The following is a 13,689-nucleotide window of genomic DNA, read 5'->3' as shown; positions in this document are numbered from 1 at the left end:
ATTATGTTTGATTATGAAATATTAAGAGTTATCTGGTGGGCTCTGATCGGCGTACTGTTCATCGGATTTGCGGTTACTGATGGTTTTGACATGGGTGTCGGTGCGTTACTGCCAATTATAGGCAAAGACGATACTGAGCGCCGTATCATGGTTAACACTATTGCTCCCCATTGGGACGGCAACCAAGTGTGGTTAATCACAGCAGGCGGTGCGTTATTTGCCGCTTGGCCTATGGTGTATGCAGTGTCTTTTTCTGGCTTCTATGTCGCCATGATGTTAGTGCTGTTTGCCCTCTACATGCGTCCAGTCGGATTCGATTATCGTTCTAAAATCGAAAATCCAAAATGGCGTAAGTCGTGGGACTGGGCCTTGTTTGCCGGTGGTTTTGTACCTCCGCTAATCATAGGCGTGGCCTTTGGTAACTTGTTGCAAGGTGTGCCTTTTGAATTCGACGAGTTCCTACGTGCGACTTATCACGGTGGTCTGTTCGGCCTGTTGAATCCTTTCGGTTTGCTGGCAGGTCTTGTGAGCGTGAGCATGTTTATGATGCAAGGCGCTTCTTGGCTACAAATGAAGACTGACAGTGAGCTGCGTGTTCGTGCTGCGAAAGCCACGCAATTCTTCGCACTGTTAGTGGCTGTGTTGTTTGCTGCTGCGGGTGTGTGGTTAGCCAATGGTATTGATGGTTATGTAGTGACTTCAGTACTGGACCATAATGCGGTTTCTAACCCTGCCATGAAAACCGTCGCAATTGAAGCGGGTGCTTGGCTTGCCAACTATGACAAATACCCCATCACTATGCTGTTCCCTATCTTAGGTGTGGCATTGCCTCTACTAGTGATTTTGGTTAGCCGCTTTAACCGTTCAGGTTTTGCGTTCCTATTCAGCTCACTCACTGTGGCTATGGTGATTTTGACTTGCGGTGCAGCAATGTTCCCATTCGTCATGCCATCATCACTTAACCCTAACGTCAGTTTGACTATGTGGGATGCAACAGCCAGTAAAATGACCTTAGGTGTTATGACTGCTGCTGCAGCGATTTTCGTACCTATAGTGTTGAGCTACACTGTCTGGACTTACTACAAGATGTTTGGTCGTATCGGCCGTAAGCATATTGAAGATAACAAAGCCTCACTCTATTAGGCATTAAGGAGCATCTGCTATGTGGTATTTTACGTGGATATTAGGGGTTTTGTTGGCCTGTTCTTTTGGGATTATCAATGCCCTGTGGCTTGAGAATACAGAGAACATGGACAGATCGGCAGAAGATGCCGAGTAACGTCTAAACTCGATTTAAAAACCTCGCATCAGCGGGGTTTTTTATTGGGATTTTTTGATGGGCTGAGGTTATTTTAGTTTGAAGTAGAGCTGCGTTATCGTATTAGGCCAAGCAGTTAACTTCGCTGCAGAGTGGTGATGTAACTGCAGCGAATAGGTCTGATATCATTGTTTTTTGATTGTCTGCAGATGCTTACTCTGCATGGTTTTAGATATTTTCTCCATTATTCCTTCACGTCAGGCTCCTAAATCAAAGTCCCAAATCCCATTTCTTAAATGTGGCTCCTATCGTTTTGATGTAGTGCTGTTATAAAAATGCCGCCCTGTTAGGGCGGCATTTAACGTTTGATAAAGCACTAACTCTGTATCTAACCTGAACTCGGGATAACGAGTGTCGAAAAAATCTAAATTTAACAAATAAAATCAATGGTATAAAGTTATTAGTTTAAAGCGAAAAATCTATTTCCTGACTGAATGCGCAGATTTTTGCGCATATCAAGGCGCTCTGTCGTACGCCATAGCGAGCTATGGTTAGACAGAGCAACGCAGAGAGGCCCGAAAAGATGCCTATTCAGCGGCTCTGCTTATCCCGAGCTCAGGTTATCTAAGTCCGTATTTGAGTTAGGCCTTAAACTGGCTTATTTGGCGTTTTAAGGCGGCGGCTAAGGAAGACAGTTCATTGGCAGAATGCACTGTTTCAGTGGCACGGTGCTCGCCTTCGTTAGCGAGTTCGCTGATCTGATGTAAATTGTGGGTTATCTCTTGTGCAACACTGCTTTGCTGCTCAGTAGCCGAAGCAATATTGCGTGAGCTAATCGCGAGTTCGCCAATCCTACGGGTGATTTCCTTCAGTTGTTCACCCGTTGCTTCACCCTGTGCTGCAGATTCCATTCCTAATTGATGACTTTGGCTCATTTGTTCTGTGGTGCTTTTCACTTGAGTTTGCAGCTTTTCAATTGTTTGGCCAATTTCTACAATGGATGACTGGGTCCGCTGGGCGAGAGTTCTCACCTCATCGGCAACGACAGCAAAGCCTCGACCTTGATCGCCTGCGCGCGCCGCTTCAATCGCTGCATTTAATGCGAGTAAATTAGTTTGCTCGGCAATGCTGTTAATGACTTCGGTCACTTTGCTGATCGCTTCACTTTCATGGCTGACTTTTTCAACCGATTGATGACTGTTACTGAGTTGCTGACTGAGTTTGAGTAAATCCTGCACCACTTTCGTCTGTTGGTTTTGACCTTCTTTGGCTGCGGCATCCACTTGCTGGCTTTGAACTGCGCCATCTTGGGCATGATTAGCCACATCACGGATCGAGGTCGACATTTCTTCGATGGCAGTTGCGATTTGATCCGTTTGTAGCATTAGGGCTTGAGCTTCTTCACCATTTTGCTTCGCGATGCTCTGTGCCTTGGAGGCTTGTTGCTCTAGACTCATGACTGAATCCTGCAATGCAATAATCAATTGCCTGAGCTCTGAGGACATAGTTGATACGCTGGTCGTGATTCGATCCACTTCGTTTTGACTCTGTGGTTCTGATGGTGCTAAGTGATGGCTAAAATCGCCACTGCCTAAATTTTCCATATGCACTTGGAGGGCATGCAAAGGTTTGAGTGCGCGAATTAAGACAACTGATAATAGCGCTGTGATCAGCGCGATCCCTGTGATAGCAACGATGGCGTTGATGGTGAGCAATTGCATACTTTCTTCATTAAGCTCACTTGCCTTGACTTGACCCACTAGCACCCAATTCCAGCCCGTCACGGTTTGGCTATAGGCAAACATGGGCTCATTTTTACTATTGCTGTAATGGGATTCCGCATCATTTTGGGTGGCATACGCAACACTTAAGCCATCAAGCATACTTTCGGTGATGATGTCACCTGCATTGAACTTAGGATGGGCGACCAACACATTGTCAGCTTTGCGTACTAATAGAAAATGGCCACTTTCTTCTAAGGTGATTCTGTTAACTGCTTCTTGTAATTGTTTTAAGGAACTGGTGATGTCGAAGCCAATATATAAGATACCAATAACTTTGCCCTGTGTATCTTTCACTGGACGATAGACTGTCATGTAGTCTTTGCCGAAAAGTTTGGCATAACCTTCGTATTCATTACCGCTGAGCAGCACTTGATAGCCTGGATGTGTTTTGCCAAGGGAAGTACCTAGTGCACGGCTGCCATCGGCTTTTTTGAGCGAAGTCGAAACTCGCATAAAGTCATCGCCATCACGCACAAATACTGTAGCGGTACCGCCAGTTAGATTAGCAAAACGATCGACTTTACTTTTTGATGAGTTCACTTGTTCTTGTTCATGCATTAGGGCTGGAGAGCCAACTCCCATCACATTGACAGTTTTATTTTGCAGACTAAATTGTCCAGGATACATTTCCTTAAAAACATCGGCGTTGCGTCTCGCAAGTTGCAGAAGACTATCGTACTGCAGCTCTAACATGTCTGAAACTGCACGCATTTCAGATTTCATGGCACTGATACCTTTATCTTCTAATACATTTGAAGCGGCTTTATAGGAGACGGTACTCAATACGCCAAAGATGAGAAGAGTGAGAATAAACGCGAGGGCGCCAATTTGTTTTGCAATAGGCCAATTTTTATAATTCATCGTAAGATCCTATAGGTAACGGTTACATCAATGTAGCCTAAGTTTTACTTTGTAGTCTTGATGTGGGTCTAAAACTTCTGCAATTTTAAACTCATTTCGTTGATATTTTTGCAGTTTTAGACTTGGACTCATCAGCTTATTTTGCAGAAATGTTAGCAGATAACATGCCCAAGTACTGGCTGTATTTTGAGGGTATAGACTAAGCTGCTTAAGGTAAATGGAGTTTATAGTATTAGAACCACATTATAGGAGAAGTGTATATGCTAGGTGAGAATCATGCGTTGGTTTATGAGTTTCCTGATTTTGTCGATCAAATTAAGCATTTAAAAGTGAATAATACCGTCTTCGCGACCATGGCTAGTCGTTACCATGAACTCGATAATAAAATTAGGGCGCTGGAGTTAACAAAGGTGCCCACCGCCGATGAGCACTTTTTAGCGTTAAAATTAGAGCGATTAAACCTTAAAGATAAACTGTATCAATATCTAGTTCATGATGCGATTTGAGCTTGAATCGCGGATGGGGTGTTCGCCGTACGGGTTTTCATCAGCAGCAAATACATAGTTGGAACCCATACCAGAGAAAGTAAAGTCGTCAGCAGGGTGCCACCCGCGATAGCAATGGCAAAGGGAGGCCAAAACCCGCCGCCAGCAATGATGAGCGGAATAAAACCGCCCACGGTGGTAATGGTCGTTGAGCTGATATGACGACCACAGCTGCTGACGGTAGAGACTATGGTTTCCATATCGCCGAGCCGAGCGCTCGGCATATCTTCTAGTTCGGCCAAGATCACAATCGCAGCGTTAATGGCAAGTCCCATTAATCCAAGCAGTCCTATGATGACTGGGAATCCAAAGGGATAACCAAATACAAACACGGCTAATAGGCCAAGTCCTGCTGATTGTATCGCGCTCAATAGAATAATCGCCGTGAGCCTAAAGGAGTTGAACGACAACACCACTGTGGCTAATAACAAGGTGACGACCAACATCATATTGGACAGTAAATTACCAACCGCTTCGTTACGCTTAGCGCTTTCACCACCGATTTCAATGCGATAACCCGATGGCAACGGTAATTGAGCCACTTTATCTTTAACATCATTAAGCACTTGAGCAGGTAATACCCCACTGACGATGTAGGCTTCTATAGTATTAACCCTTTGGCCGTTGCGCCTTGGAATGGCACCTCGGCTCACTTGCACTTCGTTGTGGGCGAGGGCGGATAATGCAACAGACTCACCCGAAGGTGTCATTAATTGAATTTCAGAAAGGCGGCTCACCTGCTCGCGACTGTCATCAGCAAGGCTAACTCGTACGGGTAAGGATTCTGTTTGCTCAAGCACGCTACCACCGATAACGCCTGTGGTTGACATTTGGATCTGTTTGGCAATGTCCGTCAGGCTTAACCCACTCATTAGACTGGCATCTTCATTTACCTGTAGCCACAGCTTAGGTGCACCGGCACTTAAGGTTGCACGTGTGTGAAGTACGTCCGGCGTTTGCGCGAGAATATTACGAACTTCGTCGCCCAATGATCGCAAAGTATCTAGATTCGGGCCGAAGATCATTAACTCCACTGGCGCATTAAAGGGCGGGCCTTGCTCGAGTTTTCGAACTAGTACTTGCGCTTCGGGAAAAGCGCTATCAAATTGCTGTTGTAATTCGGGGATTAACTCATTAGCACGCTCAAAGTCAGTCACCTTTACCATGGCCTGTGCATAGTTAGTCGCCCCTTGTTGGCGCTGCGTCAGGTTGTAATAAAATGAGGGCGTATTACCGCCGACCACCCAATCGACTTGAGTGATCCCTGTGACTGCGTGGAGTTTTTTATCCATCAACTGCACTTGGTTCAAGGTGTTTTCTAAACTCACATGGGGCGCAAGATAGATTTCAATTTGGAACATGTCCCTGTCCGATGGCGGAAAGAACTGCTCCGTCATCTTACCCGAGGCGAAAAAACCTAATACTGGTGTAATGCCGATAAGCAGCGCGCTGACGATAGGGCGTTTAAGGGCAATTCTCAGGCTCGCTTGAAAATATTGGCTCACTAGCGGGAGGTTGATCCCGTGTTGATACCAAACATCCTGTTTACCTTCATGACTAAAACGTCCCGCGAGCCCTGCAATTAACGTATGGGAAATCACGTAAGAGCCCAGCAGCGCAAACATCACTGACATGGCAATACCACCGACAAATTCCCCCGCAGCACCGGGCATGAGTACTATCGGTGCAAAAGCCAAAATAGTGGTGATAGTCGATCCCGCTAAGGGCAGCCAAAGGTGGTGTAAGGTTTCGCTCACTGCGGCTAAACGGCTCATTCCTTGCTGACGCCTTTGCGATATGGCATCGACAATCACTATTGCATTATCCACCATGATCCCAAGGGCGACGACGAGTCCTGTCACCGACATTTGATGTATCGGCAGCCCGATATATTTCATGCACGCCAAGGTAAACAGCGCTGTGAGCGGCAATGAAATCGCCACTATGATGGCGTTTCTTAAGCCTAGGGTGAGGAGTAATACCAGCAAGATGATGACAAATCCTTGCAGCAGGTTAACCACTAGCCCGCCAAGTCGTTCGCTGGTGTAACTGTTTTGCTCGAATAGCCATTGGATCTGGATATTAGCGGGGACTTCGCGATTGAGTTCGTCAACGACGTTATTGACTTGCGCTTGCCAAAGATCAACACGGGTATTATCGATCATTCGCACTGCAACCATTACGCCTTGTTCACCATCGACTAACGCTATGCTATCTGCTGGGGTTTGAGCTTGGCGAGTCACTGTTGCTATGTCGCCGAGGCGAATAATTTGCCCTTGGCTATCAATTTTAAGCGGCACTTGGCGAATACGGGTTAAAGAATTAAGCTCGCCGGAGACTTCAACTAAGGCACGAAATTCACGATTATTGATTTCACCGGCAGCAATTTTACTGTCGGCGCCGCTGAGAATATGGGCGATGGACGCAGGAGAGAGCTGTAACTGGCTCATCTTGTTACCATCAAGCTGCACTAGCATTTCTTCGGTCGGTGCGCCGTAAAGTTTGACAAAATCCGTGCCCGATAACAGCCTGAGCCGACTCTGTAATTCTTTTGCGTAGCGGTTTAGTATGTCGACTTGTACGGGCGTATTACTATTCCACACTAAACTTAAGATGGCGGTGTAGGCATAACCAATTTGATCATCGAGTGTGGGAGATTGTATGCCCTCAGGTAAATTAATTTTCGCATCGGCCAATAAATCCCGTGCTCGAGACCATACGGGAGCCGTTTCTTTAACTGTGTCTTTCAATTCTAACTGTATAACTGAAATCCCTGGTCGAGAGGTTGATTGGATCAACTTAATTTCTTCCAAACGTCTGAGCTGGTTCTCAATGACTTCAGTCACTAAGGCTTCTACCCGCTCGGCTGAGGCGCCAGGATAAGGGGTGATCACAGAGGCGAAACGGTTAGTTATGTGGGGATCTTCAGTACGCGGTAGGCTCGATATCGCACCAAAGCCTGCGACAAGTAATAGCGCAATAACGAGGCTGACTAAGCGGCCGTTTTCAACAAAGGCTTTAATCATAATTACCTCGTGGCTGCGGCAATGGGAGATACAGTTTGGCCGACGACCAGCTTATGCAGCCCTTGGCTGACATAGATTTCATTAGGCTGAATCGCGCCTTGAATGTAGGCCATGTCTTGGGTGGTGTAGAGGATTTCCACATCGCGGCGCTCTATGATGGATTGCTGTTCATAGTTTGCGATGACATAGAGATTCCATAATCCGCGAATACCATCCGTCAATGCGGAAATGGGTACCCAATAGCCCGGTTGCGGGATTTGCTGTTGTTGATGTAGATACGCAATTTCGCCATTGATTACATGGGCATCATTTGGCAGGCTTATTCTCAGTTGTAGGGTACGACTGATGGGATTGACTTCAGCGCTAATACCGGCAATTTCAGCAGTAAAGGTTTGATCTCGTACACTAACTTGCACTTGCTGTTTGGTGTTAAATTGCTCCGCTAGCGCAACAGGAACACCAATATAAGCTTCAGGATTGATGTTACCCACTAAGGTGAAGATAGGACTGCCCGCGGCAATCACTTCGCCAAGATTATGTAGCCTTTGGCTTATGGTACCGTCAAAGGGAGCCATTAAAATGGATTTGTCGAGCTTAAGTTGGTTGGCATGCTGCGAGGCAAGTAGACGGTTTTTCGCTGCGGCTAAGCTATTTAATTGTGAGCTGTTTTCATCTAATAGCTGCTCAGAGACATAGCCCGATTTTTTTAATTCTTGATTACGTTTTAGAGTGCTGGTGGCCAGATCAACATCGGCTTGGGTTTGTGCCAGACTTGCTTGGATCTCTTGACGCTCGGCTTCGAGTAGCCGGGTATCGAGAACTGCAAGTATTTGTCCTTGCTTAACTTTACTCCCAGAATCGACCTGTAAATTGTTTAACTTTCCTGCTAGTTCAAAGCCTACACCTGTGGTGTTACCTGCACGGATAGTGCCAGTGAAGGTCTGAAAGTGTTCATAACTTGGGGTCTGTATCAACGCTTGGCTTGTGACTGTGGGTAGCGTGGCTGTCGTAGCGTGTTCGGTGACTTCCTTTTGACAGGCGGATAATGTGGCTAAAGCAAACACGCAGACGCTAAGAGTGCGCCAAGAAAGTCGGGCAGTTCGATCCATTTTAAAGGCTTCCGCTGTAAGTTAAACGTTAATACTATGTAACTAGACTTGCTAGTCTAGTTGCGTGAAACTAGACTGTCTAGTCTATTTTGTGCTTAACTAATGCCAATTAATTATGTCTATCTATTCGAGAGCTGATATGACGCATTCCTCTGAGACGCAATTACCTTTGAGCCGTAGTGAACAAAAACGTCAGCAAGTCCTTGTGGCTGCTATTGATTTGTTTTGTCGTCAAGGTTTCCCTCATACCAGTATGGATGAGGTTGCAAAGCTTGCGGGCGTGTCGAAACAAACCGTATATTCCCATTACGGCAGTAAAGATGAATTATTTGTTGCGGCAATTGAATCTAAGTGTGTTGGCCATAATCTTAACGATGATTTGTTAAGTGATCCCACTAAGCCGGAATCGGCATTAACCCAATTTGCCTTGCAATTTGGGGAGATGATCGTTAGTCCTGAAGCTATTACTGTATTCAAAGCCTGTGTGGCGCAATCCGAAAGTCATCCTGAAGTGTCGCGATTGTTCTTTGACGCGGGCCCTAAACACATAGTGGGCTTATTGGCGGATTATTTAGTCGCTGTAGAGGCGTTAGGGCAATATCGATTTGGTAATGCTCACCATAGTGCAGTGCGTTTATGTTTAATGTTGTTTGGTGAGCTAAAACTCAAATTAGAATTGGGGTTAGCGGCTGATGAACTCGCTAACGATAGAAATGAGTATATTTTGGGTTGTGCCGACATGTTCTTGAGGGCGCATCGGGTAGAGTGAAGACTTGTTTGTTTCAAAGGTATTAGTTTGTATCTTCATTTTGAAAGTGTGAACCTTTTTATTCAATAGCGCATATTATGCACAAAAATTTATCCATTATTTTAAATGCAAGGAGCTAGCGTGGCTAATCGAAAACTCGCACCATTAAGCGTAAAACAGCGGTTGCTGAAAGGCAGTTTGTTACCGTTATTGTTACCGTTAATGAGCTGTGCCGCTATTGCAGCGGATAAACCTTCGCAGGAATACAAACCTTTTAGATTAAGTGTCACACAGATCAGCACCCAAAGCGCCGAGGTAGCTAATGGCAATACTGAGCTACAAAGGGACAGCTTATTACTGAATGCTGGGATGAATGTATCGCTGGATAAGCAATGGTCGCTAGGCTTTCGTGTGGGCTATGACCGACTTGATTATGACTGGCGGAACATCACGCTTACTGGCGCAAACAATGTCGCACCGCTGTTTGGCACAGACGGACAGAATTGGGATCATATTAATCGTTATCGTGCCGGAGTGTCGTTAAATTATCGCATGGATAAACATTGGGCCTTCTTTTTAGCGCCGCAGATCCAATATGCCTACGCCGATACTGCATCGGCTAGCCAAGCTCAGAGTTACGATATTGTGGCATCGGCCATGTATGCATTTGATTCGGGAAACATGATTGGCTTTGGAGTCGCGTATCTTAATGATATCGATGAGGTTCGCACTGTGCCTTATCTTGCCATGCGTTGGCAGATAGATGAACATTGGGCACTGGCTAACCCATTCCAAGCCGGTTTTAGTGGTCCAGCAGGACTAGAGCTCAGTTATCAATTCAATCCTGATTGGAATATTGGTTTGGGGAGTTCACGTCGTACTGAGCGATTCCTTATTGAGGATGATGATATTGCTGTAGAAACGAACGAATGGGTGAGCTATCTGCGTGGTGGTTGGCGGGCAACGCCTGCTTTAACCGTAAACCTCTATGCTGGTTATTACTTTGATGGTGAGTTAGAAGTGACAAATCAAGCCGCGCTTGAAATGGATAACCAAGGCGCAGCGGCCTTGGATATCGAATTCAAATTCTAACGTTAATGTCAGTTATTTGCCCAGCATGGCCTCTTTGAGGCTTTTCTGGGCAGGCTTATCACCTAGCCAAATTTTTAACAGTGCTTGACGGAACATTTCACCTTCGATGGTGGCTTGTTCCTGACCATTTTTATAGGCCGTCACGCCGCGGGCTTTATTGGCGACTAAGGTAAATTGGTCACCTTCTTTAATTTCTTCCTTAAACAGCGCCATAAAGGTATCTATTTGCGGTTGAATATCGGCGGTGTTTTCTGCCGTCGCTTGCTCAAAACCTTCAGTGATCGCATCGCGCATTTTTTCTGAGGTGATCATGCCTGAGGTAATGTTAAGACGTATCGCTGCAACTGGTGCATCAATAACCGCTGCTGTGCTACTCAATGCTGCTGGCAAATACAAACTGCCTACATACAAATCCATAAAGAACTTACTGCGAACGCCCGCACCATTGAGCTGTAATGTTTGGCTATCTAATGTCACTGTCTCGGCGACTTGCACTCCTGAGACTTCTTTGGCCATTAATGTGTGGGGTAATAACAGCGCGCTTGCTAGGGTAAGAGTGGAGAGTAACTTCATAATACACCTCATTTTTCTATTTTAATTATTGGGTTTAAAGCAGATTTTTATGAGTATTTACAGCAAAAAGTTGACCCCAACTTCTCAAATACTCGGCACCGAAAATGGATGTTAATCTAAAGAAGAGGGGAGAGATAGGCTAATTGTGCTTAAGTATCTTTCGAGTATGGCATACTCATCATTAAGTATGAGCATGCCAACAAGATGACTCCTCGCGCTAAACTATTGCGTAAAAGTGTTGGCGTAAAGCTATCGATGGGAAATCATCAGCGTTAAGCGCCCTGTATAAATTATCCGCGAGTGCCTAGCTTGTATTGACCACTCTGTTCGAACATCACCGCTTGTTTCTGTTTTGGCGAGATCAAAATGGGACCGTCGTCAAAGAAAAGAAAACACTTCCAATTGCGGACGAACACATCCCAACGAGTTTCAATAATCTGATATTTTTCATAGCAAAAATACACCGGCGTCTCATCGGGCCATTGTATAAACTCAGCTAACATGGTGGGTAAACTGCTATCTTCACTATCCCAAGCGCTCTGCCAATGATCTGTTTCCACCCAAGCATCAGCCTTCGCCGCCCAATCTCCCTTAGTGAATTGCTCCGCACGACTACTCTTGTTGCTAATCCATTGGTTCCAGATTTCCATCGCACTTTTATCTGTTAACGGCAGGATATGCGCCTTGTCCTCGTCAGTGACAGGCAAGTCTTTGTGGTTGAAAATCCACTTACGGCGGTAAGTTTCTAAAGGTATATAGGTATGAGCCAAACAAAATCTCCTAGGATATGCAGATGAGCAATGCTGAAACGAGGCTAATTATACGGTCTAGCGAGGTAATAGTGAAATCACTGAACACGAATATGCGAGTTCGGTGATCTTGAGCCTGTTATTGTGAGACGTTCATTAGTCTTGTGAGTTCAGATAAGTAATCACGTGCCACTTGATTATCGGGAACGGCATTAATTGCATTAGAAAATGCAGTGTACTAAGCTTCTACTTGATTGATTTAAAACATGAATAATCCAAATTTTATCCATGTTTGTGTATCCGATGGATACTTCTCTAAGTAATCTAGGTAGACATTAACTGAGTCTTGAATCTTGCCTTGGAGTTTTAAAATATGCGCATACTGAGGCATGTACTCATCAATATAAGCCAAAATTTTGACTAGAGTTGCTGTTGCAAGCTCAAGGTTATTTAGTTTGAGCGCCAGTAAAATAATATGCTTTAACTCCATCTCAGTGCAGATATCTTCTGGTAATACTAATAGTGCATCTAAGGCTCGCATATTTTCCTCGGTTAGGTCGAATCACTTAAGAGCAGATTCATATGTCGCTTACACGATGTAATGTTTGAATTATTAGCAAATAGTGTTCCATTTTTGTGCCTGTTACTCAGCAAAAATTTGACACTGTGACTTGGTCTTATTTTTTTAAACAAGAGTGCTTGTTTATTACTCGCAAAACGAGGTTACTATAAAAAATTTTTATTTTACCTATACTTGCCTATAATGATATCACTTTATGACATGGAGTTTTTACAGGTTTAGGCCATATCTAAGGCCTTTACCGTTAACTCAGTATCCGGTGAAAATGACATCGCCCAACCAATGGCTTTGCTCGAAAATAAATCCAGTACAACCGCTAAATAACACCAACGATTACCCGCCCAAATATACGTCACATCACCACACCAAACGGTGTTTGGTTCGACAACTGCAAATTGTCGCTGAGTGCATTCGGGATAGTCACATGCTCATTTTCAGCCTTTCTATAACGGTGCTTGGGTTGTTGGCAACTCACTAGTCCGAGCTTTTTCATTAACCGAGTAACCCGATAACGACTTAACGCAAAGCCACGTTCCGAGGCGATTGTTGCGATACTTCTTGCACCAACAGACGGTTTGCTTTTAGCGGGTATTGCTTTGATTTCAAGCTCTAAAATCCGCTGCTCAGGTGCCGCTACAAGTTCACGGCTCACCCAATAACGGTAGCTACTCCGGTTCATGTTAAATACATGGCATAACACTGAAATAGGATATTTGTTGCTCTGATTGAGTTTCTTGATTATCGAGAATTGTTCAGCGAGTCCGACATCAATAGAGTGGTAGCCTTTTTTAAGATTTCTTTCTCGAGATTTATACGTTCAATTTCACGTTTAAGTGCTTTAATTTCAATCTGCTCAGGTGTCATGGGTGAGGCTTTAGGTGCAAGCCCTTGGCGCTCGATTTGAAACTGTGTTACCTACTTACTGATCGTCGATTTACCCACGTTCATGGCTTTTGCCGCCGCTTCTTGTGTGTAACCTTGATCAACGACTAATTGAGCGGTTTCGAGCTTAATGGCTGCGCTATATTGAGCACGTTTACTTTTATTTATGTTGCCACCTAAATGGGTTATGAAGGGACCATAACATTTCTTATTAGGTGGCCAAATTCACTATGCCATATATGGACGCCTCAGCTTTTACAACACCGTTGAATGATTGGTTCACTACCATATATTCGGCGTCTAAATAGGCTTTTTTACCCGCGCCATGATGTAAATCCGAAACCTATTACCTTATCACTACATCGGCATTTAATGCCTTGGCACAGTCAGGCTCTAATAGGTACGGTTGACCGTTTATTCATCAGTGCATGTAAACTGTTACGTGATACTTAACGTCTTACGCAAACGCTTTATTAACGTCG

11 protein-coding genes and 1 pseudogene are annotated in these 13,689 nt (G+C 44.8%); 5 read left to right on the top strand and 7 right to left on the bottom strand.

Annotated features, from left to right (window positions below; all coding sequences use genetic code 11):
- Window positions 1-3: 3 nt before the first annotated feature.
- Together cydB and cydX are read left to right on the top strand one after the other, a co-directional pair.
- Window positions 4-1,143, top strand: a complete 1,140-nt coding sequence (gene cydB, locus L5M71_RS22115; protein ID WP_028761243.1) for a cytochrome d ubiquinol oxidase subunit II — start codon at window positions 4-6, stop codon at window positions 1,141-1,143.
- A gap of 19 nt (window positions 1,144-1,162) precedes the next feature.
- Window positions 1,163-1,279, top strand: coding sequence for a cytochrome bd-I oxidase subunit CydX (gene cydX, locus L5M71_RS22110; RefSeq protein ID WP_011788717.1), 117 nt, complete (start codon window positions 1,163-1,165; stop codon window positions 1,277-1,279).
- Between the two features lie 620 nt (window positions 1,280-1,899).
- On the opposite strand, the gene L5M71_RS22105 is transcribed toward cydX, so the two are convergent.
- The gene (locus L5M71_RS22105; RefSeq protein WP_263191119.1) at window positions 1,900-3,903 is read right to left on the bottom strand and encodes a methyl-accepting chemotaxis protein; all 2,004 of its coding nucleotides are present in this window, start codon (window positions 3,901-3,903) and stop codon (window positions 1,900-1,902) included.
- Window positions 3,904-4,163: 260 nt separating this feature from the next.
- On the opposite strand from L5M71_RS22105, the gene L5M71_RS22100 reads away from it, so the two are divergent.
- Window positions 4,164-4,409, top strand: a complete 246-nt coding sequence (locus L5M71_RS22100) for a YdcH family protein (protein WP_113939445.1) — start codon at window positions 4,164-4,166, stop codon at window positions 4,407-4,409.
- On the opposite strand, the gene L5M71_RS22095 is transcribed toward L5M71_RS22100, so the two are convergent.
- A complete protein-coding gene (locus tag L5M71_RS22095; RefSeq protein WP_263209803.1) occupies window positions 4,394-7,474 on the bottom strand; it encodes an efflux RND transporter permease subunit in 3,081 nt (1,026 codons plus the stop codon). The two genes, L5M71_RS22100 and L5M71_RS22095, sit on opposite strands and share 16 nt — an antisense overlap.
- A 2-nt stretch (window positions 7,475-7,476) precedes the next feature.
- Entirely contained in the window at window positions 7,477-8,583 is a 1,107-nt protein-coding gene (locus L5M71_RS22090) for an efflux RND transporter periplasmic adaptor subunit (protein WP_263209801.1), read from the bottom strand.
- 139 nt (window positions 8,584-8,722) lie between these two features.
- Here L5M71_RS22090 and L5M71_RS22085 point away from each other — a divergent pair, with 139 nt between their 5' ends.
- Both L5M71_RS22085 and L5M71_RS22080 read left to right on the top strand, forming a co-directional pair.
- Window positions 8,723-9,352, top strand: a complete 630-nt coding sequence (locus L5M71_RS22085) for a TetR/AcrR family transcriptional regulator (RefSeq protein ID WP_263209799.1) — start codon at window positions 8,723-8,725, stop codon at window positions 9,350-9,352.
- A gap of 120 nt (window positions 9,353-9,472) precedes the next feature.
- Window positions 9,473-10,423 carry an autotransporter outer membrane beta-barrel domain-containing protein gene (locus L5M71_RS22080; RefSeq protein ID WP_263209796.1) on the top strand — a complete coding sequence of 317 codons (951 nt, stop codon included), beginning with the start codon at window positions 9,473-9,475 and terminating at the stop codon, window positions 10,421-10,423.
- A gap of 12 nt (window positions 10,424-10,435) precedes the next feature.
- Here L5M71_RS22080 and L5M71_RS22075 read toward each other — a convergent pair whose 3' ends face one another.
- From L5M71_RS22075 to L5M71_RS22060, 4 genes and pseudogenes are all read right to left on the bottom strand, one after another.
- On the bottom strand, window positions 10,436-10,996 hold the full coding sequence (locus L5M71_RS22075; RefSeq protein ID WP_105251908.1) for a chalcone isomerase family protein: 561 nt from the start codon (window positions 10,994-10,996) through the stop codon (window positions 10,436-10,438).
- 290 nt (window positions 10,997-11,286) lie between these two features.
- Window positions 11,287-11,766: a DUF2947 domain-containing protein gene (locus tag L5M71_RS22070; protein WP_028761235.1), complete on the bottom strand. Its 480-nt coding sequence runs from the start codon at window positions 11,764-11,766 to the stop codon at window positions 11,287-11,289.
- A 238-nt stretch (window positions 11,767-12,004) separates the two neighbouring features.
- Complete coding sequence (locus L5M71_RS22065) at window positions 12,005-12,286, bottom strand: hypothetical protein (RefSeq protein ID WP_263209794.1); 282 nt, start codon at window positions 12,284-12,286, stop codon at window positions 12,005-12,007.
- A 260-nt stretch (window positions 12,287-12,546) separates the two neighbouring features.
- Window positions 12,547-13,375: pseudogene (locus L5M71_RS22060) on the bottom strand (IS3 family transposase); the annotation flags it as partial.
- Window positions 13,376-13,689 lie beyond the last annotated feature (314 nt).

The sequence above is a fragment of the Shewanella sp. SW1 genome (assembly GCF_025653545.1).
GTDB classification, from domain to species: Bacteria; Pseudomonadota; Gammaproteobacteria; order Enterobacterales; family Shewanellaceae; genus Shewanella; species Shewanella oncorhynchi.
The sequence above is the reverse complement of the archived record's forward strand: the minus strand, read 5'-3'. Positions and strand labels throughout refer to the sequence as shown.